General features: G+C 73.5%; 18 protein-coding genes. 7 read left to right on the plus strand and 11 right to left on the minus strand.

Going from position 1 to position 23960, the window contains the following annotated elements:
• Positions 1–6 precede the first annotated feature (6 nt).
• Positions 7–1665, minus strand: coding sequence for a TerD family protein (locus IF47_RS0101400; protein WP_031506024.1), 1659 nt, complete (start codon positions 1663–1665; stop codon positions 7–9).
• A 69-nt stretch (positions 1666–1734) separates the two neighbouring features.
• Positions 1735–2280: a M48 metallopeptidase family protein gene (locus IF47_RS0101405; RefSeq protein WP_031506026.1), complete on the minus strand. Its 546-nt coding sequence runs from the start codon at positions 2278–2280 to the stop codon at positions 1735–1737.
• A 406-nt stretch (positions 2281–2686) separates the two neighbouring features.
• Between IF47_RS0101405 and IF47_RS0101410 the strand changes: the two genes are divergently transcribed.
• On the plus strand, positions 2687–3802 hold the full coding sequence (locus IF47_RS0101410) for a ThiF family adenylyltransferase (RefSeq protein WP_031506027.1): 1116 nt from the start codon (positions 2687–2689) through the stop codon (positions 3800–3802).
• A 54-nt stretch (positions 3803–3856) separates the two neighbouring features.
• Positions 3857–5272 (plus strand): ABC1 kinase family protein, encoded by a 1416-nt coding sequence (locus IF47_RS0101415; RefSeq protein WP_031506028.1) that lies wholly within the window; start codon positions 3857–3859, stop codon positions 5270–5272.
• A 190-nt stretch (positions 5273–5462) separates the two neighbouring features.
• On the opposite strand, the gene IF47_RS0101420 is transcribed toward IF47_RS0101415, so the two are convergent.
• The 4 genes from IF47_RS0101420 to IF47_RS0101435 form a co-directional block, all read right to left on the minus strand.
• Positions 5463–5786, minus strand: coding sequence for a hypothetical protein (locus IF47_RS0101420; RefSeq protein ID WP_031506030.1), 324 nt, complete (start codon positions 5784–5786; stop codon positions 5463–5465).
• On the minus strand, positions 5783–6145 hold the full coding sequence (locus IF47_RS0101425) for a WhiB family transcriptional regulator (RefSeq protein WP_031506031.1): 363 nt from the start codon (positions 6143–6145) through the stop codon (positions 5783–5785). The genes IF47_RS0101420 and IF47_RS0101425 overlap by 4 nt, the downstream gene beginning before the upstream one ends.
• A gap of 131 nt (positions 6146–6276) precedes the next feature.
• On the minus strand, positions 6277–6585 hold the full coding sequence (locus tag IF47_RS0101430) for a hypothetical protein (RefSeq protein ID WP_031506032.1): 309 nt from the start codon (positions 6583–6585) through the stop codon (positions 6277–6279).
• A gap of 150 nt (positions 6586–6735) precedes the next feature.
• A complete protein-coding gene (locus IF47_RS0101435) occupies positions 6736–8991 on the minus strand; it encodes an ATP-dependent DNA helicase UvrD2 (protein ID WP_051716759.1) in 2256 nt (751 codons plus the stop codon).
• Positions 8992–9215: 224 nt separating this feature from the next.
• Here IF47_RS0101435 and IF47_RS0101440 point away from each other — a divergent pair, with 224 nt between their 5' ends.
• Positions 9216–9458: a mycoredoxin gene (locus tag IF47_RS0101440; protein ID WP_031506036.1), complete on the plus strand. Its 243-nt coding sequence runs from the start codon at positions 9216–9218 to the stop codon at positions 9456–9458.
• An 87-nt stretch (positions 9459–9545) separates the two neighbouring features.
• On the opposite strand, the gene nudC is transcribed toward IF47_RS0101440, so the two are convergent.
• The 5 genes from nudC to IF47_RS0101465 all read right to left on the minus strand — a co-directional run bounded on the left by nudC (position 9546) and on the right by IF47_RS0101465 (position 18898).
• Positions 9546–10478: an NAD(+) diphosphatase gene (gene nudC, locus IF47_RS0101445; protein WP_031506037.1), complete on the minus strand. Its 933-nt coding sequence runs from the start codon at positions 10476–10478 to the stop codon at positions 9546–9548.
• A gap of 179 nt (positions 10479–10657) precedes the next feature.
• Positions 10658–14248 (minus strand): ATP-dependent helicase, encoded by a 3591-nt coding sequence (locus tag IF47_RS0101450; RefSeq protein ID WP_031506038.1) that lies wholly within the window; start codon positions 14246–14248, stop codon positions 10658–10660.
• A 103-nt stretch (positions 14249–14351) separates the two neighbouring features.
• Positions 14352–14990 carry a hypothetical protein gene (locus IF47_RS28515; RefSeq protein WP_157839906.1) on the minus strand — a complete coding sequence of 213 codons (639 nt, stop codon included), beginning with the start codon at positions 14988–14990 and terminating at the stop codon, positions 14352–14354.
• Between the two features lie 78 nt (positions 14991–15068).
• Positions 15069–18350 carry an ATP-dependent helicase gene (locus tag IF47_RS0101460; protein ID WP_245640945.1) on the minus strand — a complete coding sequence of 1094 codons (3282 nt, stop codon included), beginning with the start codon at positions 18348–18350 and terminating at the stop codon, positions 15069–15071.
• A 164-nt stretch (positions 18351–18514) separates the two neighbouring features.
• Positions 18515–18898: an MGMT family protein gene (locus tag IF47_RS0101465; RefSeq protein WP_281179438.1), complete on the minus strand. Its 384-nt coding sequence runs from the start codon at positions 18896–18898 to the stop codon at positions 18515–18517.
• 266 nt (positions 18899–19164) lie between these two features.
• On the opposite strand from IF47_RS0101465, the gene IF47_RS0101470 reads away from it, so the two are divergent.
• The 4 genes from IF47_RS0101470 to IF47_RS0101485 all read left to right on the plus strand — a co-directional run bounded on the left by IF47_RS0101470 (position 19165) and on the right by IF47_RS0101485 (position 23953).
• Positions 19165–21777: a lysylphosphatidylglycerol synthase transmembrane domain-containing protein gene (locus IF47_RS0101470; protein WP_245640946.1), complete on the plus strand. Its 2613-nt coding sequence runs from the start codon at positions 19165–19167 to the stop codon at positions 21775–21777.
• Between the two features lie 111 nt (positions 21778–21888).
• The gene (locus IF47_RS0101475) at positions 21889–22290 is read left to right on the plus strand and encodes a TOBE domain-containing protein (protein WP_031506045.1); all 402 of its coding nucleotides are present in this window, start codon (positions 21889–21891) and stop codon (positions 22288–22290) included.
• Positions 22291–22352: 62 nt separating this feature from the next.
• Complete coding sequence (gene modA / locus IF47_RS0101480; RefSeq protein WP_031506046.1) at positions 22353–23123, plus strand: molybdate ABC transporter substrate-binding protein; 771 nt, start codon at positions 22353–22355, stop codon at positions 23121–23123.
• Entirely contained in the window at positions 23120–23953 is an 834-nt protein-coding gene (locus IF47_RS0101485) for an ABC transporter permease (RefSeq protein WP_078591476.1), read from the plus strand. The genes modA and IF47_RS0101485 overlap by 4 nt, the downstream gene beginning before the upstream one ends.
• The last annotated feature ends 7 nt before the right edge of the window (positions 23954–23960 follow it).

Raw genomic sequence — 23960 nt, forward strand, 5'->3', positions numbered from 1 at the left:
GCTCCCTCAGACCTCGTAGGGCTGGACGACGATGAAGTTTCCGGGCGCGCCGCGGAACTGGAGGTTCACGGTCTCGCCGCTGTGTCCCGGGTAGGCGTTGCGGCGCAGTCGGACCTGGCTGGAGATGATCACCTGGGCGCCGGCGGACCAGGCGACGACGGCCTGGCAGTCGGCGAAGGTGGTCGGCGTCACGGGCAGGACGACCGGGGTGCCCTGCGTCTTGACCACGACGGTGCCGGTGCCCTGGAACTGCATGGTGAACAGCGCACCGCCGGGAATGCCGTGGCCCTCGATCCGGCGGACCTCGTACTGGAGGGTCTCGTCGAAGGCCAGGACGTTCTCGGCGGAGACGCAGACGGCGTCGCCCTGGAGTTCGATGGGGTGGACGTGGGCGGCGTTCTCGGCGAAGAACACCTGGCCGCGACCGCTGCAACGCATCAGTTGCAGCTCCTGGCCGGTGGCGTTGCCCACGATCCGACCGGCGAGCCCGGCGCCCTTGTAGGAGAAGTCGATCTTGCCCTGGTACAGCACCATGCTGCCCTGACGGGCGAGGACGGGTTGACCGTCGTGGCCGAGGTCGGCCCGGATGAGCGAGGCGTTCTGCAGCGTCCAGCGCTGGCCGGTGGGCGCCTCCCGGTACTTCTGCAGCGCGACGCCGATTCCGGCCGCGGGGCCCTGGGGCACCGCCTGGCCGGGGATCTGTCCGAAGGGCTGCTGGTGGGGTGGGCCGAAGGGCTGCTGCGGGGCCTGCGGCTGCCCGAAGGGGTTGGGCAGGGGTTGGCCGGGGACGGTGGGCGCCGGGGGCATCGGCGCGGGAGCCGGCGGTGGGCCGGGCGGAGCCGCCTGCCCGGGGAAGCCCGGCTGGGTGGGCATGCCCGGCCCGCCTCCGTAGGGGGGCGGGGTGGGCTGTCCGAAGGCCGGGGCGGGAGCCGAAGGCGTCGCCGGTGCGGGAGGCGTCGCCGGTGCCGGAGGGGGGACGGGTGCGGGCGCGGGGGCCTGCGGCGCGGGGGCCGCGGGTGGAGCGAAGCCCGGCGCCGGTCCCGCGGGCGGGGCGAAGCCCGGCGCCGGTCCCGCGGGCGGGGCGAAGCCCGGCGCGGGACCGGGGGCGGGGGCGGGGGCCGTGGGCGCGGGCTCCTCCTCCAGGACCTCGCCGCCGAAGTTCTTCAGCAGCGCCTCCAGCCCGCCGTCGAAGCCCTGCCCGACCGCCGCGAAACGCCAGACGTCCTTGAGGTAGATGTCGCCGAGCATCACGGCCCGCTCGGTGGTGAACTCAGAGCCGTCGAACGCGTAACGGGCGACTTCCTCGCCCCCGGCGACGATCCGCAGATAACCGGGGTCGAGTTGGGACATCTGCCCGGCACCGTCGATCGTCGCGGTGAAGGAGAGCTTCTGGATGTGCCCGGGAATGCGGTCCAGCGTCACTCTGAAGGATTCGGTGTCGCCCGCCTGCGGGCCCAGGAGTCGGATCGCCTCCTCGGGCGACTTGGGCTGGTTGAAAAAGACGAAGTAACGGTCGTCCGAGAGCCGTTCATCGGCGTCGAGGCCGAAGCAACTGATGTCGAAGGTCAGTCCCGGAGCCGAGATCCGAACTCCCACATACAGATCCGTTCCCGCGGTAAGATCGCTGATCTTGGCCTTGTGGCCGCGTTGGAATTCCCTGGCCATACGTAACGACCGTCCCCCATCCGATGCGATGATGTGCGTTGCGCCAGGCTAACCGCTCCCTCTGCCGGCTCACTCGCCCCGGGGAGAGGGAACATTCGGCAGCCTGTCGGCGGCGACCACGCCCTCCAGGAATCCGCGGGCCCTTTCGGTGCGCGGGTAGGCCTCCAACAGCCGCCAGAATCGCGGGCCGTGGCCGGGAACCAACAGATGCGCCAACTCGTGCAGGAGGACGTAGTCCAGAACGTAATCCGGCATGCCCTGCAGCCGGTGCGAGAGGCGGATGCTGCCCTCGGCGGGGGTGCACGAGCCCCAGCGGGTGTTCTGGTTGGTGACCCAGCGCACCGTGGCCGGTCGGGCCCGCCCTTGGAGGTACTGCCGGGAGAGCCGGTCCGCGCGCCGGGCCAGCTCGCCGTCGTCGAGCATCCTCCTGCTCTCCTGGGCGGCCAGCTTGTCGAGCATGACGCTCACCCAGCGCCGCTCCTCGTCCTTCGACATCCGGGCCGGGATGAGGACGACGGTGCGACCGCCCTCGCGGTAGGCGGAGACCGTGCGTCGGCGGCGTGAGCTGCGGCGGACCTCCACCTCGCCCGGCGCGGCGCCCACCCCGTCCGCCACCGCGCCGTCCGCTACCGCACCGTTCGGCACCGCACCGTTCGGCTCGGCTCCGTGGTGCGGTGGTTCGACGCTGTTCAGCGGGTCGACGGACACGTCACGACGTTACCCGCCGGCGTCGGCGGAAGTCTCCCCTCCGGGACGCTTCATCGGGAAACACCACACCCCGCCACACCGCGCCACGCCATGTGAGCCGCCTCGCGCCCCCGGGGCGCTCGGGCCCCGGTCGTGCGCCGGGCCGGTATGACGTCCAGGAGACGCGGTATGACGAACGCCGTCGGCTGTGGACAACTCTCCGCGGCGATCACGGTCGGGGACGCATGCTGGGCCCGTCCGGTGTTCGGTGGGCGATCACGGGGGCCACGGAGGTGGTCCGTCCGCGGCGTCCATGGGGTCGAGAGGGTCCGACATGCATCCGATGATCAAGCCCGCGCTGCGGCGCGCGTGGCGGGACAGGCACACCGTGCAGTACGGGGTGACCCCCGCGCACGCGGTGCTGCTGGGGCCGGTGGACACCGCGACCGGCAGCTTCCTGGACCTGTTCGACGGCACGCGCAGTCTGCCGCGGTTGCGGGAGGCGGCGGAGGCGATGGGGCTCGGGGCGGATACGGCCGAGCGGATGGTCGCGCGGCTGACGGCCGCCGGACTGCTGGACGACGCCACCGCGCACCGACAGACGGCGTTCCGGGTGGAGGATCGGCTGCGCCCGGATCTGGGGTCGCTCTCGGTGCTCCACCCGGAGCCGGGCGGAGGAGTGCGACGGTTGGCCGCCCGGGCGGCGGCCCGGGTTCAGGTGCGCGGTGCGGGCCGCGTCGGGGCGACGGTGGCGGCGTTGCTGTCGGCGGCCGGGGTGGGGCAGGTCGACGTGGTGGACGGGGGGTGCGTGGCGCCGTGGGACACCGCGCCGGGCGGCATCGCGGCCGAGCGGACCGGGGAACGGCGGGCCTCGGCGGCGACCAGGGCGGTACGGCGCGCGACCGCGGGCGGGCGGTCGTCCCGCCCCGGCCCCGGGGAGCCCGAAGCGGGTCTCGGTCTGGTCGTTCTGGCACCGCGCGACGGACTCTCCGCCTACGCCCCCGATCCCGCCGCCGCCGAGGAACTGGTCGCCGGTGGTCACCCCCACCTCTACGCCGGGGTGGTCGAGGGCACCGGCTTCGTGGGGCCACTGGTGCTGCCGGGCTCCACCGCGTGTGCGGAGTGCCTGGTGCGCGGGCGTTCGGACCGGGAGCCGACGTGGCCGCTGCTGGTGGCGCAGTGGCGGTCGGCACGGCGGTCGGGGGTGCCCGCCTGTGACGTGGCGCTGGCGACGGTGGTCGCGGGGGCCACCGCCTCCTGCGCCCTGGGATTCCTGGACGGGGACGAGACCTGGGCGGCGAACACCCGCCGCCAGTGGGTTCTGCCGGAGTTGCGTTCCGAGTCGGATCCGGTGCCCGCCCACGCGGGGTGCCCGTGCGGCGCGGCTTCCGTCTCCGGTGACCGCCCGCTCTCGGCGGATGGGGGTCGGAGGTCCACAATGGCCACATGACCGCTGTCCTCGGCGCTGCCACCTGGTCGTGCTGTCGGGAAGTTGGAGGGGCACATGTCGGATCTTCCACGCAAGGCCGTCACCCGTACCGCCAAGCTGGCCGCGCTGCCGCTGGGGATGGCGGGACGCGCGACCTGGGGGCTGGGCAAGCGGATCGGCGGCTACTCCGCGGAGTTGGTCGGAAGCGAGCTGCAGCAGCGCACCGCCGAGCAGTTGTTCAAGGTCCTCGGGGAGTTGAAAGGGGGTGCCATGAAGTTCGGCCAGGCGCTGTCGGTCTTCGAGTCGGCACTCCCGGAAGAGGTCGCCAAGCCGTACCGCGCGGCGCTGACCAAGCTCCAGGAGGCCGCGCCGCCGATGCCCGTGTCCACCGTGCACGCCGCGCTGGCCGAGCGGATGGGCGAGGACTGGCGGGATCTGTTCGAGGAGTTCGAGGACAAGCCCTCGGCGGCGGCCTCGATAGGACAGGTGCACCGCGGCGTCTGGCACGACGGGCGCTCGGTGGCGGTGAAGGTGCAGTACCCGGGGGCGGGCGAGGCACTGCTGTCGGACCTGAACCAGTTGGGGCGCTTCGTCCGGCTGTTGGGCCCGCTCATTCCCGGGGTGGACATCAAGCCGCTCGTCTCCGAGCTGCGCGACCGGATCAGCGAGGAGTTGGACTACGACCTGGAGGCCCGAGCGCAGCGGGCGTACGCGGCCGAGTTCGCCGACGATCCGGACGTGCGGGTGCCGGACGTGGTGTACCAGTGCGACCAGGTCCTGATCACCGAGTGGATGGACGGAGTGCCCCTGTCCCAGGTGATCAGTGACGGCAGCCGGGAGGAGCGGGATCGGGCCGGGCAGCTCCTGGCGCGTTTCCTCTTCTCGGGCACGGCCCGGACAGGGCTGCTCCACGCCGACCCGCATCCGGGGAACTTCCGGCTGCTGACCGACGACGCCCCCGACGGCCCCCCGGAGAAGTGGCGGCTGGGCGTGATGGACTTCGGCACGGTCGACCGACTTCCGGAGGGTCTGCCGCCGACGATCGGCGTCGCGCTGCGGATGGCGCTCGACGGCGACGCCGAGACGGTGTACGAGCTGCTGTGCGACGAGGGCTTCGTCAAGCCGACGGTCGAGCTGGACCCCGAGGCGGTGCTGGACTACCTCCTGCCCATCATCGAACCCGCGCAGGTGGACGAGTTCGCCTTCTCCCGGAACTGGATGCGGGAGCAGGCGGCACGGCTCGCCGATCCGCGGTCCCCCGCCTACCAGTTGGGCAAGCAGCTCAACCTGCCTCCCTCGTACCTGCTGATCCACCGGGTGACGCTCAGCACGATCGGAGTGCTGTGCCAGCTCGGCGCGCGGGTCCGGATGCGCGAGGAGATGGAGGAGTGGGTGCCGGGTCTCCTTCCGGAGGAGGACGCCGAGGCGGACTTCGACGGCTCGGACGAGGAAGAACAGGAGGCAGCGGAGGTGACGGAGACCTCCGCCTGAACGGCCCGCCCCGGAGTCCGGTCCTCGCCGTGGGCGCCGGGACGTCCCAAGACGTCGGCGCCCGACAAGCACCCGACGAGTGCCCGACAACGGGAGGGACCGGGGCGGTGTCGCCCCGGTCCCTCCGTCCCCCGTGATCGGTTGTCGGCGCCGGTCACCGGAACCGGCGGTCAGTGGCGGCCGTCGCCGGTCACTGCATCACGGCCATGGCCAGCGCGCGGCGGGCCCGCAGGGAGGCCCGTTCGGCGCGGCGCTGCATGCGGCGAGCGGCCAGCAGCCGGTGAGCCCGTTGTTCGGACTCGGCCTCCTGCATGCGTTCGTGCATATGGGCGCGGGCCATGGCTTCTGGGATGAGTTGCATGTCACGGGTCCTGTTCTGGTGGGAGGCGGTCGCGTCGGAGGGCTTGCTTGCGCGGTTCTCGGCGTTGAGGGTCATCGTGGGCTCCCAATCAGGGAAGGGACGCAGCGCGGGATCGTGCGTCGCGGGTCGGTCGATCGTGCCGGCGGTGTTCATGCCGTGACCGGGTTCTTGCGGGGGCGACCACGCGGCCGCTTCCGGGGCACCACGACACCCTGGACGAACAGCTCGCCGCCCCAGACGCCCCAGGGCTCCCGGCGGTCCTTGGCGCCGGCGAGGCAGGCCTCGCGCAGCGGGCAGGTCCGGCAGAGGGACTTGGCGTACTCGACGTCGGCGGGCGACTCGGCGAAGAAGACCTCCGGGTCGTAGCTGCGGCAGGGCACGGCCACACCGAGACGCTCGATCGCGTCGTCGAGCTCGGTGAGCGTGGTGAGGGCTGTCAAGGAGTCCTCCGTGGAGTCGGACGGGCGGATCGGGTCGGGCTGTACTGACGGGGCGTGCGTCTGGATGTGCACGGCGGTGAAGTTCCTCGTCTGTGTCGTCTCTTCGCCCCGGCTGGTGGCCGGGCCACTTGGGGAAAACAGAAGGGCCGCGGATCCCGGTGTGGGTTCCGCGGCCCTGGAAGGTGCCGACCTGATCGTGCCGATCAGGCTGGATCTCTCCAGGGTTCGAGCCCACGGAAGGCCCACATCGTGCGGTGGTGCGACTGCTTCTGTCCGTTTTCGGCACCATTGGCCACGCTGGTAAAGACATAGGCATCCGCCTGTGCCTCCACCGCTGCCTCAAGTGCCTGGATCGGTCGCTCAGCGGCTCGCTCACGGGTCGGCAGGACCACACGGGACGCCGGACGCGCGACCGTGACACCGGAGACACCGGTGCCGGACAGGCAGGAGCCGAGCAGGCAGGAGGCAATGGCCTCGAGACCGGTCAGCTCTTTGGTCGTCAGGGTGGTCATCGAAGCTCGCCTCCTCTCGGCGTCTCGGGGGATCGACCGGGTGTGTCGATCCGGGCGTTCAAGGGTTAGTACAGCATGGATGTGGTGGAGCGAACAGCCCCGCCTCATCCACGCTCGGAAGGCTATGAGGCTTCACACGGCGCGCGCAAACTATTTTTCGGGCAGGTTCGTAACAGCCTCTGTGACACTTTCCGGAACATCTTCGTCCGCTTGTTCGTGTGTGTGTTCCCCGGCGTCCGCGCGGTCGTCCGCTCCGATCTCCTCACCGGCGCACAGGGCCAACACGTCGGCGCCGAACCGCTGGAGCTTGCGCCCGCCCACGCCCGGGATCCGCGCCAGTTCGGCCTCGCTGTCGGGCAGGTTCTCGGCGATCGCCATGAGCGTCTTGTCGGTGAACACGCAGTACGCGGGCTGCCCCAGTTCCCGGGCCCGGATCGAACGCCACTCCCGCAGCCGCTCGTACAGCTCCTCGTCCAGGTCCGAGGGGCACCCCTCGCAGCGCATCAGCTTCATCTCGCCCGGGTCGGTGAGGGTACGCCCACAGACCCGGCACCGCACCGGACCGCGCCGCCTGCGCGTCCGCCCGGCGCCGGCGCGCTCGACGCCGCCGCCTCCACCCGTACGGCCGCCCCCCGTCGGGGAACCGGGGCGCAACCCCTCCAGGAACCGGCTCGGGCGGCGCCCTCCCCGACCGCCCGGCGAGCGGGACAGCGCCCAGGACAGCGACAGGTGGCGCCGGGCGCGGGTGACGCCGACGTAGAGCAGTCGGCGCTCCTCCTCGATCTGCTCGTCGGTCCTGGCGTAGGTGATCGGCACCGTTCCGTCCGTCAACCCGACCAGGAAGACCGCGTCCCACTCCAGGCCCTTGGCGGCGTGCAGCGAGGCGAGGGTGACGCCCTCGACGGTGGGGGCGTGCTGGGCGTTCGCCCGCTCGTCCAACTCGGCCACGAAGTCGGCCAGGGTCGCCCCCGACCGGGCCCGGGCGAACTCCTCGGCGAGCCGCACCAGGGCGGCCAGCGACTCCCAGCGATCGCGCACCGCGCCCGATCCGGCGGGGGGATCGGGCGTCCAGCCGATGCCGCCGAGCACCGCCCGGACCTGGGAGGGGAGGTCGACGGCGTCGGTCAGCAGCGTGTCGTTCCCCCCGGCGCGCGCGGCGCCGCGCAGGGCGAGGCCCGCCTCGCGCACCTCGGGCCGCTCGAAGAACCGCTCGGCGCCACGCAACTGGTAGGGAACCGACGCGTCGGCGAGGGCCTGTTCGTAGATCTCGGACTGGGCGTTGACGCGGTAGAGCACCGCGATCTCGCTCGCGGGGACCCCGGCGTCCAACAGTTCCCGGATGCGGCGGGCGACGCCCTCGGCCTCGGCGGGCTCGTCGGCGTACTCGGTGTAGACGGGCTCCGGCCCGACCTCGCGCTGGGAGACCAGTTCGAGCCGGTGCTCGGCGGCCCGGCCCCGCGCCTGGGCCAGCAGCCCGTTGGCCAGGTGCACCACCTGGGGCGTGGAGCGGTAGTCGCGCACCAGTTTCACCACCGTGGCGTGGGGGTGTCGGGTGCGGAAGTTCAGCAGGTGGTCGGGGGTGGCGCCGGCGAAGGAGTAGATCGTCTGGGAGGCGTCGCCGACCACGCAGATCGAGTCCCGGTCCCCCAGCCACAGTTCCAGCAGTCGCTGCTGGAGCGGGCTGACGTCCTGGTACTCGTCCACGACGAAGTGCCGGTACTGCCGCCGCACGGTGTCCGCGATGTCGGGGCGCTCCTCCAGGATGCCGACCGTGAGCAGCAGCACGTCCTCGAAGTCGATCACCGCGCGGTCGCGCTTGAGCTGCTCGTAGAGCCCGTAGATCCGGCCGATCTCGGCCGCGTCCCGCGGGGCCTCGCGGGCGGACTTGGCCACCGCGGCCGGGTAGTCCTCCGGCACGGTCTGCGTGACCTTGGCCCACTCGATCTCCGCCGTCACGTCGCGCAGCTCGTTGCGGTCGAGCCGGACGCGGCAGCGGGCCGCGGCCTCCGCGACGAGCTGCACCTTGCGCTCCACCAGGCGCGGCAGTTCGCCGCCGACCGCCTTGGGCCAGAAGAACTGCAACTGTCGCAGCGCGGCGGAGTGGAAGGTGCGCGCCTGGACGCCATTGGCGCCGAGCCCGCGCAGCCGCCCGCGCATCTCCCCCGCGGCGCGGTTGGTGAAGGTGACGGCCAGCACGCTCGCCGGCTGGTACACCCCGGCCCGCACCCCGTACGCGATCCGGTGCGTGATGGCCCGGGTCTTGCCCGTGCCCGCCCCCGCCAGCACGCACACCGGGCCGTGCAACGCCGTGGCCACCTCGCGCTGCTCGGGGTCGAGCCCATCGAGCACCGCGTCCGGCGAGTCGGGGACGGCTGGGAACAGAGGGGAGGGCGTTGCTGCTGTCACCCCGCCATGCTGCCAGGTCGCCGAGGGCGTCCATAACCGTCGTCCACAGGCGGTGGGAGTTCGTCGTACCGGTGCCCGCGTGGGGTTCGAGGGTGCGCGAGGGGCCCCGGAGGGCGCGGGGGAGACGCGCCTCACGGCGATGATCGGCCCGGTCCGGGAATGGTCCCGGGCGGTTGAACGTTCCAACGATGCCAAGACGTCGAGACGAAGGAGCGCGAGGACCCATGGCGGGAACGGTGACGATGTACAGCACCACCTGGTGTGGTTACTGCCGACGGCTCAAGGGCCAGATGGACCGCGAGGGAATCGCGTACACCGAGGTCAACATCGAGCAGGACCCGGAGGCCGCGGCCTTCGTCGAGAAGGTCAACAACGGCAACCAGCTCGTCCCGACCGTGCTCTTCCCCGACGGCTCGGCCCTCCCCAACCCGTCGATCGCGCAGGTCAAGCAGAAGGTCGGCGCCTGAGCGGAGCGAGGTTTCCGCCACGCGGCGGTCGCCACGGCCCTGCCGGCCGTGACGGCCGCCCCGTGGCGCGTCGCCGCCACGCGGCCGTCACGGCAGCGGCTCGCCGTACCACAGCTCGATCAGACGGGCCGCGATGGAGATGCCGGACGGCGGCAGGACCTCGCCGGAGGCGAACGCGGCGCGCAGTTCCTCCCGCGAGAACCAGCGGGCCTCCTCGATCTCCTCGCCGTCCACCCGGATCTCGGTGGAGGTGGCGCGCGCCACGAAGCCCAGCATCAGGCTGGAGGGGAAGGGCCACGGCTGGCTGGCGACGTACTCCACCTCGCCGATCTCGACGCCGACCTCCTCGCCCGCCTCCCGCACGACCGCCTGTTCGATGGACTCCCCCGGCTCCACGAAGCCCGCGAGCGTGGAGAACCGGCCTCTGGGCCAGTGCACCTGGCGGCCCAGCAGCGCGCGGTCGTCGGCGTCCGTCACCAGCATGATCACGGCGGGGTCGGTACGCGGGTAGTGCTCGGCCCCGCAGGCCGGGCAGCGGCGGACGTGGCCGGCCGCGGCGATGACGGTGCGCTCGCCGCAGCGCGAGCAGAAGCGGTGCATCCGCTGCCAGTTCTCCAGGGCCACCGCGTGCACCATCAGGCGCGCGTCGCGCTCGGAGAGCAGCGCGCCCGCCTCCCGCAGTCCCGCGGGGCGGGCCGCGTCGTCCATCCGGCCCGGCAGGGAGTCCTTCTGGAGCGCGAAGTAGCGCACGCCGTCCTCGTCGACGCCGAGGAAGTAGCGGTGCGCCTCGGTCAGCGGGGCGTCGAAGGAGGGCATGGTCACCAGCTCGGCCCCGCCGTCGCCGGTGTCCTCGATCAGCACCCGTCCGCCGGAGACCACGAAGCAGCGGGTCGTGGGGTGACTCCAGGCCGCCGCGAGCCAGGCCTCGTCCATGCGGTGGTGCACGGCGCGGTCGATGCCGCCGGTGGCGGTGAGCGTGATCGGACGGTGAGCTGCGGCGCGGTCGGGCCAGGTGATCACGGCTGCTTCCAACTTCCCCTGCGGCGTGAGCGGTGGTTCGTGTACGTGCTGCGACGGGCCGGTGCCCGACCGTGGGGAGAGCAGGGCGCCCGCGCACCCCGCGGACGGGGTACCGGCCTGTGGTGTGCTCTCGGACCGCGGTGTCCGCGAGCGGCCGGGGCGGAGCTCATGCTCCGAGCCTATCCGGCCGTCCCACCCGTCCTGGAATCGGCCGCCGTGCCCTCCCGGGCGTCGGGCTCCCCGCTCTCGCTCACGACCGCACCGCCGTTCCCGCCGCTTCCGCCCCCTTCGCCCCTGTTCTCCCTTGTCTCCCTTGTCTCCCTGCCTTCGGCACCTCTGTCCGGAGCGTGCTCCTGCGGCCCGTGCAGCAGCAACCGTTCCAGTTCCGCCCTGTCCGGCAGGTGGGCGGGGTGGACCAGTTCACCGGTGCGCACGTACAGGAAGGCGGCGCGCACGGCCCGAAGCGGCAGCCCGCGCCGCTCGGCCCAGGCGAGGCGGTAGACGGCGAGCTGGAGGGGGTCGGCCGTCCGGGAGTGCCCGGTCTTCCAGTCGACGATCTCGAAGCCCCGACCGTCCTCGTCCCGGTAGACCGCGTCGATCCGGCCTCGGATCACCCGCCCGGCGAGCACGATCCGGAAGGGCACCTCGACCCGGTACGGAGTGCGGTGGGCGTAGGGGGTGCGGGCGAACGCCTCCTTGAGCGCGGCCAGGTCCTGTTCGTCGGCGATCTCCGTGGGGGTGCCGGAGCCGTGGGCCCCCTCGTCCTCCTCGCCGCCCGGCAGCTCCTCGGGGCCGAGCAGAGGCAGTTCCAGCTCCTCGAAGCGGGACTGCACCCAGGCGTGGAACCGGGTGCCGCGTCGGGCGGCGGCGGGCCGCGGCGGGCTCGGCATGGGCCGGATCAGGTCCTTCGCGAAGCCCTCGGGGTCGGCGGCGAGACGCACGAGCTGGGTCGCGGACAGCGAGGCGGGCAGCGGCACCTCGCGCACCCCCGACCGCGCCCGGCGCAGTTCCGCGACGAGCGCGTCCAGGTCCCGGTCCCAGGAGGCGACGGTCCGCGCGTCATCCGGGTCCAGTCCCTCCGGCTCCGGCCTCTCCGAATCCGGCTCCGCCGGTTCCGTGCCCGCTGTGCCCTCCGTGCCGTCCGGGCCGTCCGTCTCGTCCGCCGAGGCCGTCCGGGGTCGGGGCAGCCTCCGGTCCGCCGGCCGCGCGTCCGGTCCGTCCGGTGCCCGCTCCCCTTCCTTCCCTTCCAAGGGCCCGTTCCGGTACCCGTCCAGATGGGCCGTGACCAGGTCGGCGGCGGCACGGCGGCGCGCCAGGGCGTCCTCGTCCAGCGGCAGGGGCCACGCCCGCTCCTCGGCCGCCTCCGCCAGGGCCGGGTTCTCCTCGCCCTCCTCCGGCTCCTCGGCCCAGTGCTCGACCTCGCCGTGCCACGGGTCGGCCTCGCAGTGCTCGCGCAGGGCCTCCAGGAACGACGAGGGGCCGCGCGGCGTCTTCTGGCTCGGCCCCCACCAGTGGCCCGAGCCGAGCAGCAGGGAACGCGGTCGGGTGAAGGTGACGTAGCCCAGGCGCAGTTCCTCGGTGTACTGGTGCTCCTTGACCGCCTCGTCGTAGTCCTTTCGGTCCTTGGCCGTCCACCCCTTCAACTCGGGCAGGGTGGCCGCGTCGCCGCGCAGGGCGGGCGGCAGCACCCTGGGACGGCTGAGCCACGACTCGCGGGCCTGTTCGCTGGGGAAGTTCTTCCGCACCAGTCCGGGGACGGCCACCACGTCCCACTCCAGTCCCTTGGACTTGTGCGCGGTGAGCACCTTCACGGTGTTCTCGCCGCCGGGCAGCGAACCGTCCAGCCCCTTCTCGTACTCGACGGCCGCGCGCAGGAAGCCCAGGAACGCCTGGAGGGTGGACTGGCCGTCCAACGACGCGAATCCGGCCGCGATGTCCAGGAAGGTGCCCAGCGTCTCCCGGCGACGGGCGGCCAGCGCGTGTGGCGAGGCGGAGAGTTCGACCTCCAGGCCGGTGACGGACAGCACCCGGTGGAGGACGTCCATCAGCGGGTCGGCCAGGGAGCGCCGCAACTCCCTGATCTCGGCGGCCAGCCGTGCGAAGCGCACCCGCGCCTCGGGCGAGAAGGGCAGCTCGTCCTCGTGGCCGCCGGGGTCCAGGAAGGTGTCGAGCGCGTCGGCCAACGAGATCACCTCGGCCGGGTCGGTGCCCTCCACCGCGGCGGCCAGCCGCCTCTCGACGTCCACCTCGCCGTCCTCCGTGCGCGGCCCGCCGGGGACCAGCAGTCGGGCGCGCCGGCCCAGCAGCGCCAGGTCGCGCGGGCCGATGCGCCAGCGCGGCCCGGTGAGCAGCCGCACCAGGGAGGCGTTGGCGGTCGGGTCCTGGAGGACCTCGCACATGGCGACCAGATCGGCGATCTCCGGCAGGTGCAGCAGCCCCGACAGGCCGACGACCTCGACGGGGACGTCGCGGGCCACCAGCGCGCCCTGGATCTCGGCGAAGTCGCCGGCGGTGCGGCACAGCACGGCAATCTCGCCGGGCCGGGTGCCGGTGTTCACCAGGTGGGCGATGGAGTCGGCCAGCCAGTCGATCTCCTCGGCGTGGGTGCGCAGCAGGGCGCAGCGCACCAGTCCGTCGTGTTCGGCTCCGGGGGCGGGGCGCAGCGCCTCCACTCCGGCGTGGCGGGCGCGCAGCGGCGCGGCCAGGGTGTTGGCCAGGTGGAGCAGCCGTCCGCCGCTGCGACGGTTCTCGCTCAGGGCGTACCGGCGGGCGGGGGTGCCGTCGGCGTGGGGGAAGTGCTCGGGGAAGTCGTCGAGGTTGGCCACGGACGCGCCGCGCCAGCCGTAGATCGCCTGGCAGGGGTCGCCGACGGCGGTGACGGCGTGGCCGGTGCCCGACCCGAACAAGCCGGACAGCAGGACGCGTTGGGCGACGGAGGTGTCCTGGTACTCGTCCAGCAGCACCACCGCGTACTCCTCGCGGAGGATCCGCCCGACCTCGGGGGCGTCGCGCGCCAGCCTGGCCGACAGGGCCATCTGGTCGCCGAAGTCGAGCAGTTCGCGCTCCCGCTTGCGTCGGCGGTACTCCTCGACGAGCTCCAGCAGCTCCAGGCGGCCCCGCGCCGTCTCGGGCACCTTGCGCAGGGCGGCGTTGGTGAGCTTCACCTCGCCGCCGGTGAGCAGGGCCAGCAGTTCGGTGTCGTACTCCCGCAGCCTCTCGGGTTCCACCAGGTGCTCGGAGAGTTCGGCGTCGAGCGCGAGCAGGTCGCGGACGAGTTCGCCGACGGACTTGGTGAGCGCCGTGAAGGGGCCGGGCGCGGTGCGCAGCACCGAGGCGGCGAGCTGGTAGCGCGTGGCGTCGGCCAGCAGCCGGGCGGACGGCTCGATGCCCAGCCGCAGGCCGTGCTCGGTCAGCAGTTGTCCGGCGAAGGCGTGGTAGGTGGAGATCCGCGGCTCGCCGGGCGCCTGGTCGGGGTCGGCCGGGTCCGGGTCGAGCACCCCGGCCCTGGTCAGGGCCTTGCGCACGCGGTCGGTCAGTTCACCGGCCGCCTTGTTGGTGAAGGTCAGGCCGAGCACCTGGTCGGGCGCGACCTGCCCGGTGCCCACCAGCCAGACCACGCGGGCGGCCATCACCGTCGTCTTGCCCGACCCGGCTCCGGCCACGATGACCTGCGGGGCGGGCGGGGCGGTGATGCACTCCACCTGCTCGGCGGTGAAGGGGATGTCGAGCAGCCGCCTGAGGTCGTCGGGGTCGGTGAGCTGAACGGGCACCCGCAAGACGCTAGCGCCCTTCGCCGACGCCCGTGGCGGCGCGGTGGACCGAGCGGACGGGCGCCGACCGCCAAACGTGCGCGCGTCCGGCGGCCAACTCCCTCTACCTGCGCTGGAGTTCGCTCGTGTCGACGACCTCGTCCGGGTCCGGCTCCTCGATGACGAGCGGCTTGTCGTAGTCGGTGAAGTCCATCACGCCCGGCTCGTCGCCGCCCTCGTTCTTCGCCCGGAGGATGTAGGGCTTGTCGTCGTCGTTGGCGACGTGGACCGTGGCGGTGCCGCCGTCCCCCTCGTCGGTCAGCGGGATGACCGGCCGACCGTCGAGGTCGGTCACCTCGCCCTTGTCGGCGATGTCGAGGTCGCCCGAGTCCATGTCGTCCGGCAGCGCTTCGAGGTCGCGGAACTCGCCGACGCCGACGCCGATGACGTCGGCGGTGGCGCCGTCCACCGTCACCGATCCGGTGCACCTGCCGTCCCTGGCGAGCCCCCTGTTCATGTCGAGCCTGCCCTCGTCGGTGGTGATCTCGGCCTCGACGCGCAGCGAATCGGCCGCCTTCGTCGCCTTGACCGCCCGGTCGGCCGTCTCGCGGGGAGAGCTCTTCTCCAGTTCCGTGGCGACCCTTTCGGCGCCGTTGTCCGATGCGTCCGACCCTGCCCCGCTGTCCTCGCTCGAACAGCCCGCGGCTCCCGGGGTCAGGGCCGGCACCGCCGTCGCCGTCGGGATTCTCCTCTTGGCCGCCACGGTCGCGCCCCCTCTCCTCGCATGCCTCGCACTTTCCCCATCTGGGAGCACACCGCACCGATATCGGACGCACCGGGGTCAGTCCACCACGTGCCGGCCCTCCGCCCGGGCGCTGCACGCGGCCTTGAAGGAGCAGGTGTCACAGTGCCGTCCGGGAGAGGGCGTGAACCGCTCGTCCAGGACGCGGCCGGCGGCGTCGGCCAGCAGGTCGCCGATCCAGTCCCCGTCCCCGTCCCCGTCCTCGCCGTACGACGACAGGGCCCGCTGTCGCTGGACGGCTGGGAACTCGTCGCCGCCCTCCTTCTTCGGCGCGCCGATCCGCAGTTGGACCAGTTCCGCGCCGCCCGGCTCCATCCGCTCGCCGACGTCGTCGAGGGCGCCCTCGCGCACCGCGAGCTGGTAGACGGCCAGTTGGGGGTGGTGTTCGACCTCGGCGGCGGTCGGCTTGCTCTTCCCCGTCTTGAAGTCGACGACGTACGCCCGGCCGTCCGGGCCGCGCTCGACGCGGTCCATGGTGCCGCGGACGCGGACCTGCCGGCCGCCCGCCTCCAGCGTCACGTCGAAGCGGTGCTCGGTGGCGACCGTCTCGCGCCCGAGGTCCCGTTCCATGACGTGCCAGCGCAGGAAGCGCTCCAGCGCGGCGCGGGCGTTCTCCTTCTCCTGCCGCGACTTCCAGGGGGCCTCGAAGGCGAGCGAGTCCCACACCGAGTCCAGCCGTTCCAGCAGCACGGACAGATCGGCGGGGGTGCCGCCGGAGGCGACCTCGTCGGCCAGGACGTGCAGCACGTTGCCGAACCCCTGGGCGGCGGTGGCGGGCGGCTCGGCCTTCACCTCGCGCCCCAGGAACCACTGGAGGGCGCAGGTGTCGGCCAGTTGGTGCAGGGCGCTGCCCGAGAGGACGACCGGTTTGTCGCGGTCGCGCAGCGGCACCCGCGAGCGGGTCGGCTCGTACAGGCCCCACCAGCGGTGCGGGTGCGCGGCGGGGACGAGGGCGCTGCCGTCGTCGTCGCGCAGCGCCGCCAGCTTCGCCAGTCGCCGTGCGGCCGCCTCGCGCAGCGCGGGGGAGGACTTGGGGTCGACGGTGGCGGCGCGCAGTTCGGCCACCAGCGCGGAGACGGACAGCGGACGCTTGGGACGGGTTGTGACGTCCCTGGGCTCGACGCCGAGTTCGGTCAGGAAGCGGGAGGGCTGGTCGCCGTCCTCCGCGGCGGCCTTGACGGCGGTGACGACCAGGCGGTCGGCGGCTCGGGTGGCCGCCACGTAGAACAGCCGGCGCTCCTCGGCCAGCATCGCGCCGGGCGTGAGCGGTTCGGCCAGTCCGTCGCGGCCTATCCGGTCGGGTTCCAGGAGGGAGCCGCGGCGCCGCAGGTCGGGCCAGAGTCCTTCCTGCACGCCGGCGACGACCACCAGCCGCCACTGCAGGCCCTTGGAGCGGTGCGCGGTCATCAGCCGTACCGCGTCGGGGCGCAACGCGCGGGGGGCGATGGTGTCGCCGGCGATGTCCTGGGCGTCCAGCTCCTCCAGGAAGTTGAGCGCGCCACGCCCGCCGACGCGCTCCTCGGCGCGGGCCGCGGCGGCGAACAGGGCGCAGACGGCGTCCAGGTCGCGGTCGGCGTTGCGGCCGGCGGGGCCCCCGCGCAGGGCGGCCCGCTCCAGCCGGTCCGGCCACGGGGTGCCGTCCCACAGTCCCCAGAGCGCCTCCTCCGCCGTGGCTCCCTTCGCCAGCGCCTCGCGCGCGGCGCGCAGCAGCAGCCCGAGCCGCCGGGCGCCGTGCGCGTGGGACGGGTCGTGGACGACCAGCCGCTCGGGCTCGGCCAGCGCCTCGGCCAGCAGCTCGTCCGAGGGGCGAGGCACGGCACGGCCCGCGACCCGCTCCTCCTCCCGCAGCGCGCGGCCCAGGCGGCGCAGGTCGGCGCCGTCCATGCCGCCGAGCGGGGAGGTCAGCAGGGTGAGCGCGGTCTCCACGTCGATCCACCGCCGCGGGGTGCCGGTGCCCGCCGCGTCGGACACGGCGGCCCGAGCCGCCACGCGCAGCGCGGTCAGCAGCGGCACGACGGCGGGCTCCCGGCTCAGCGGGACCTCGTCGCCGTCCATCTCCACCGGGACGCCGGCGGAGGTCAGCGCGCGCCGCACGGAGGGGAGGGTGCGGTGTCCGGCGCGGACCAGCACGGCCATCTCCCGCCACGGGACGCCCTCCTCCAGGTGGGCGCGGCGCAGCAGGTCGGCGATGTTGTCCAACTCGGCGCCCGGGGTGGGGTGGGTGAGGACCTCCACCCGGCCGCCCTCCCGCACGGCGGTCTGCTCGCGGTGCGCGCGGACGGCCTCGACGGGCAGCCGGGTGAGCGGCATGCGGCGGGCGAGCCGTCGGGTGGCCTCCAACAGCGTCGAGCCCGAGCGGCGGTTGACGCGCAGCACCCGGACCGGGGCCGGGGCGCCGTCGCGCCGCCGGAAGATCCGCGGGAAGTCGAGGATGCCGTTCACGTCGGACCCGCGGAAGGCGTAGATCGACTGGTCGGGGTCGCCGAAGGCGACCAGGGTGCGGCCGTCCCCGGCCAGCGCACGCAACAGCCTCACCTGCGCCGGGTCGGTGTCCTGGTACTCGTCGACGTAGATCGCGTCGTACCGGGCGGCCAGCCGCGCGCCGACCTCGTCCCGCTCGGCGAGCAGCACCGCGCGGTGCACCAGCTCCGCGTAGTCGAGCACGCCCTGCAGGTCCAGCACGTCGAGGTACTCGGCCATGAAGGCCGCCGCGGCCCGCCAGTCGGGACGGCCGGCGCGGCGGGCGAAGTCGTCCAGGGCGTCCGGGCCCAGGCCCAGCTCCCGGCTGCGGGCCAGCACCGCGCGCAGCTCGTCCGCGAAACCGCGCGTGGTCAGGCAGGCGCGCAGCTCGTCGGGCCACCCGGCCCGGTCCCGACCGGCGTCCTCCAGTTCGGCCTGTCCCGCCAGCAGCTCGCGGATGCGCAGATCCTGCTCGGGGCCGGAGAGCAGGCGCAGCGGTTCGGCGAACAGATCGGCGTCCTGATGGGCCCGGACCAGCGCGTAGCAGTACGAGTGGAACGTCGTCGCCTGGGGGGTGACGCCCCGCATCCGGGTCGCCATCCGGTCCCTCAGCTCGACCGCCGCCTTGCGGCTGAAGGTCAGCACCAGGACGCGTTCCGGGTCGCCGCCGCGCCGCAGCCTCTCGGCGACGGACTCCACCAGGGTGGTGGTCTTGCCGGTGCCGGGACCGGCCAGGACGAGCAGCGGTCCGCCGGCGTGGTCAACCACCGCGCGCTGCCGTGCGTCCAAGGCAGGGGGGCTCGTCGCGCCGGGCGGAGTGCGCACCAGACGGTACGTGGTGGACGTGTGGGAGGAACTCACGTGGATCGCCGGTCCTGGTCGCTGTGCTGGATGGTGCGGACGGTACACCGGTCGCCCCCTGGGGCGCGGCTTGTCTCGTTCGTACCACGTTCGGACGGCTCGCCCCCTGGACGGCGACGCCATGACGGAAGCTGGTACGTGTGAGGAGTCCTATGCGGGAGGTGTCAGAGTCCGGCCCCGTCGTCGCCGGCGGCGAAGTCGTCCACGCCTCCGTCCCAACGGGCACGGCGCATGTCGATCCGTACGGCCGCCGGGTCGCGTTCCGGCGCGCCGCCGGCCCCCGTGCGCAGCGGAGTGCCCTCCTCGCGGTAGTGGGCCAGCGCCCGTCCCTCGTGACAGACGGGCGGCGCCCCGCCGGCCCGGACGACGCGCCACCAGGGCACCGCTCCGCCGTAGAGCGCCATCACCCGCCCCACCTGCCGCGGCCCGCCCTCCCCCAGCCACTCGGCGATGTCGCCGTACGTCATCACCCGGCCGGGCGGGATGCTCTCCACCACGGCCAGCACCCTCTCCGCGTACTCCGGCAGCTCGCCGACGGGTCCGTCCATGGCGGCCATGGTGCCCCATGCCACCGACGGCCCGTGCCGGTTCCGCTGTCGGGCCCGGGCGTCCCGGTGCCGCGGGCGGGGTACGGAGTCCGTCACGACACACGCAAAATCCGCCTTCGGTGGAGAAAAGAGACCTCGTGCGTCCTCCCCCTCCCCCCTCGTGCCACCATTCGTCCCGGCGGTGACAGGTGATACGCGAGCAAAAAGAGACCGAAGAGCACCAGAGCGAGCCCCCTCCGCGGGAAGGGCCCCGCTCCGATTCCGCCGTGCGGAAACCGGGTGGGGAGGCCACCGGGCAGGACGAGGCGTCCCAGGACCACCTGGAGGGTCACGAGCCGATCCTCCCCGCCCGGGTGCACCGCCCCTCGGACCTGCTGCGGCTGCTGCTCGGCATCCTCGGCATCGCGATCGTGCTGATCGTCGCGGCCTTCGCCCACGGCACCACCGCGGGTCTGGAGCAGGACATCGAGAAGGGCGCGGGTCAGGCCCCGCCGCTGCTGATCAGCTTCGCCGGGTTCGCCTCCAGCGTCGCGGTGCTCATCGTGCCGGTCGCCTTCGCCGTCGAGCGGCTGATCAAACGGGACGGGCTGCGGATCGCCGACGGCGTGCTCGCCGCCGTCCTGGCGCACGGCGTCTCCCTCGCCACCGACCTGTGGGTGGCCGAGCAGGCCCCGGTGTCCATCCAGAACGCTCTGACCGAGCCGGCCCCGGGCGGCGGGCTCACCGACCCGGTGCACGGCTACCTCGCCCCCGTCATCGCCTACATGACGGCCGTCGGCATGGCGCGGCGCCCCCGGTGGCGCGTCCTGCTGTGGGCGGTGCTGCTGCTGGACTCCTTCGCGGTGCTGGTCGGCGGCTACACCACGCCGTTCTCGATCCTGGTCACCGTGCTGATCGGGTGGACCGTCGCCTACGGCACGCTCTACACGGTCGGCTCCCCCAACGTCCGCCCCACCGCCCGACAACTGCTGGGCGGGCTGCGGCGCGTCGGCTTCAAACCGGTCAAAGCGCTGCGCGAGGACCCGCCGGACGCCGACCGCGCCGACCAGAACGACCGGGGACGCCGCTATCTGGTCACCCTGGAGGACGGCCCGCCGCTCGACGTCACCCTCGTGGACCGCGAGCAGCAGGCGCACGGCTTCTACTACCGCGCCTGGCGCCGTTTCGCGCTGCGCGGCATCACTCAGCGCCGCAGCCTCCAGTCGCTGCGCCAGGCCCTGGAGCAGGAGGCCCTGCTGGCGTACGCGGCCATCGCCGCCGGAGCCAACGCCCCCCGTCTGATCGCCACCTCCGAGCTGGGACCCGACGCGGTGATGCTCGTCTACGAGCACATCGACGGTCGCGGATTGAACGCCCTGCCGGACGAGGAGATCACCGACGAGCTGATGTGCGCGGTGTGGCGGCAGGTCAAAGCGCTCCAGTCACGGCGGATCGCCCACCGGCGGCTGGAGGACGACGCGGTGTTGGTGGACCGCTCCGGCACGGTCTTCCTCACGGACTTCAGCGGCGGCGAGATCGCGGCCGGCGACCTCGTGCTGCGGATGGACGTCGCGCAGTTGCTGACCACCTTCGGTCTGCGGGTCGGCGCCGAGCGCTCGGTCGCGGCGGCGGTCGCGGTGCTGGGCCCGGACGCGGTGGCCGACAGCCTCCCGCTGCTCCAGCCCATCGCCCTCAACCGCAACACCCGCGCCACCCTGCGCCGGCTGGCCAAGGAGCGCGCCCAGCGCGAGCGGGAGGCGGCCATCGAGGCGTCCCGCGCCGGCCGGGAGGCGCAGGCCGGGGAGCTGGAGGCCGCCGGCGGCAGGTCCCCGCGGGCGGAGAAGCACGCCGAGCGGGCCGAGAAGCAGGCCGTCACGGAGGCGCTGGAGGAGGTCCGCGAGGAGGATCTCCTGGCGCAGATCCGCCGGCAGGTGCTGCTCGTCCGTCCGCAGGCGCCGATCCAGCCGGCCCGTCTGGAACGGGTCAGGCCGCGCACCGTGGTCAGTTTCGTCGCGGGCGGCTTCGCCGCGTACTTCCTGCTCTCGCAGCTCACCCACGTGGACCCCCGGCAGGTCGTCGGCGGGGCGAACTGGGCGTGGGTGGCCGCCGCGCTGTTCTTCGCCGCGCTGACGTACATCGCGGCGGCGTTGAGCCTGCTCGGCTTCGTGCCGGAGCGGGTCCCGTTCGTCCGCACGGTGATCGCCCAGGTGGCGGGCTCCTTCGTCAAGCTGGTCGCGCCGGCGGCGGTCGGCGGCGTCGCGCTCAACACGCGGTTCCTGCAGCGCGCCGGGGTCCGTCCCGGCCACGCGGTCGCCAGCGTCGGCGCCTCCCAACTCTTCGGCCTGGGCTGCCACATCATCCTGCTGCTGGTCTTCGGCTACCTGACGGGCACGGAGCACACCCCGACCCTCTCCCCGTCCCGCGCGGTCATCGCGGGGCTGCTGACGGCGGCCGTGCTGGCCCTGGTCGTGGCGGCGGTCCCGGTGTTGCGGAAGTTCGTCGTCGAGCGGGTGCGGGCGCTGTTCGCGGGGGTCGTCCCGCGGATGCTGGACGTCGTCCAGCGCCCGCAGAAACTGCTCAGCGGCATCGGCGGGATGCTGCTGTTGACGGTCTCGTTCGTGATGTGCCTGGACGTCTCGATCCGGGCCTTCGGCGGCGAGCTGAGCTATGCGAGCATCGCCGTCGTCTTCCTCGCCGGCAACGCGCTGGGGTCCGCCGCGCCCACCCCGGGCGGTCTGGGCGCGGTGGAGGCGGCCCTGATCGCGGGCCTGATCGCCTTCGGCCTGGAGAAGGAGATCGCCACCCCGGCGGTCCTGCTCTTCCGACTGATGACCTTCTGGCTGCCCGTCCTTCCCGGCTGGCTCTCCTTCACCCACCTGACCCGCAAGGAAGCGCTCTGAGCCGTACCGCGACGCACGGCACGGGAACGGTCCGCTCCCGGCTCGCGGATGCCAGGCGAGCGACCGGTATCGCCTTGCTCCTGCCGGTCCATATGCCCTAACGTCTTGCACATGCCTTCCTACTCCATGGGCCGGGCGGCCCGGTTGCTCGGGGTCAGCGCCGACACGGTGCGCCGCTGGGCCGACTCCGGGCGACTGCCGACGCGCCGGGACGACACCGGCAAACGGCTCGTGGCGGGAGCGGACCTCGCCGCCTTCGCCGTCGCGCTCGCCGCGGACGGAGCAGGCGGCGGAGGGGACGCCGAGCCCCGCACCAGCGCCCGCAACGCCTTCCCCGGAATCGTCACCGCCGTCACCCTCGGCGACGTCGCCGCCCAGGTCGAGATCCAGGCCGGGCCCCACCGGTTGGTCTCCCTGCTCACCCGGGAGGCCGTGGAGGAGCTGGGGCTGGAGGTCGGTGTGGAGGCCGTGGCACGGGTGAAGGCCACCAACGTGCACGTCGACCGGGTGTGAGGCGGCCCGTGGTCCTTCCCGCCCCGTCCGCCGCGCGTCCTCGGGCCCGGCTCGCCACCGCCCTGCGGGCCTTCCCGGTCCTGCTGTCGGCGCTGTCGGTCCTCCTGGTGTCCCTCCTGGTGTCCGCCTGCGGGGGCGGCGCGCTCGCGGGCCCGGCCGGCGGCGAGCGGACGACCGTGACGGTGCTGGCGGCCTCCTCCCTCACCGACGTCCTCACCGAGGCCGGCGGCGTCTACGAGGAGGAGCACCCCGACGTCCGACTCCGCTTCTCCTTCGCCGGTTCCCAGGAACTCGCCGCACAGGTCCGCCAGGGCATGCCCGCCGACCTGATCGTCACCGCCGACACCGTCACCATGGACGCCCTGCGGGACGTGACCGGCCCGGCCACCGTGGTCGCCCACAACCGGCTCGCCATCGCCACCGCCCCCGGCAACCCCTTGGGCGTCGACTCGCTCGACGACCTCGCCCGCGCGGACGTGAAGGTCGTGCTCGCCGACTCCGAGGTCCCCGCCGGCCGGTACGGGCAGAGCCTCCTGGAGAGGCGGGGCGTCACCGTGCGGCCGGTCTCGCGGGAGCCGAGCGTCCGCGCCGTGCTGAGCAAGGTGGAGCTGGGCGAGGCCGACGCGGGGCTGGTGTACGTCACCGACGCCGCCGCGGCCGGGGACGCGGTCCACACCGTGCCCCTCCCCGACGAGAGAGGCGCCGCCGTGCGCTACCCCGCCGCCCCGCTGAGGGACGCCCCGCACCCCGAGGAGGCCGAGGACGTCATCGCGTGGCTGGGCTCCGAGCCGGCCCGCCGCATCCTGCGCGACGCCGGCTTCTCGCTGCCGTGACCCCCGCCCCCGGCGGCGTCCCCGGCCGCGCCGACCGTCATCACCGTCGTCGTACGCGCCCGCCCGCCGCGCTCGCGCTGCCCGCCGTGCTCGCGGCGGTCTTCCTGGCCGTGCCCCTGGCCGGGGTGCTGGCCCACACGCCCTGGCCGGACCTCGCCGGACAGCTCTCCTCCCCCGCCGTGGCCCAAGCCCTGGGCCTGTCCCTGCTGGTCTCCGGGTGGGCCCTGCTGGTCTCGCTCGCCGTGGGCGTGCCGCTGGCCTGGCTGCTCGCCCGGGTGGACTTCCCCGGCAAGGCGCTGGTGCGCGCCCTGGTGCTGCTGCCGATGGTGCTGCCGCCGACCGTCGCCGGCACCGCCCTGCTGCGCGGCTTCGGACGGAACGGGCTGCTGGGCGGGCCGCTGGAGGCGCTCGGGGTGACGCTGCCGTTCTCCACGGCGGGCGCGGTGGTCGCCGCCGTCTTCGTGGCGATGCCGTTCCTGGTGATCAGCCTGGAGGGCGCCCTGAACGGAATCCACCCGCGCTACGAGGAGGCCGCCGCCACCATGGGCGCCACCCTTCCCCAGACGCTGCGGTACGTCACCCTGCCCATGGTGATGCCGTCCCTGGCCTCGGGCGCCGCGCTGTGCTGGGCGCGGGCGCTGGGCGAGTTCGGCGCGACGATCACCTTCGCGGGCAACCTGCCGGGGGTCACCCAGACCCTGCCGCTCCAGGTGTACCTGCTCCTCCAGCGGGACCCGTCGGCCGCGACCTCGGTCTCCCTGCTGCTCCTCGTCGTGGCGGCGGCCGTCCTGGTCGCCCTGCGCGGCCGGTGGCTGGGACACGCCCGGTGACACACCC

Source organism: Streptomyces megasporus (genome assembly GCF_000718985.1).
GTDB classification, from domain to species: Bacteria; Actinomycetota; Actinomycetes; order Streptomycetales; family Streptomycetaceae; genus Streptomyces; species Streptomyces megasporus.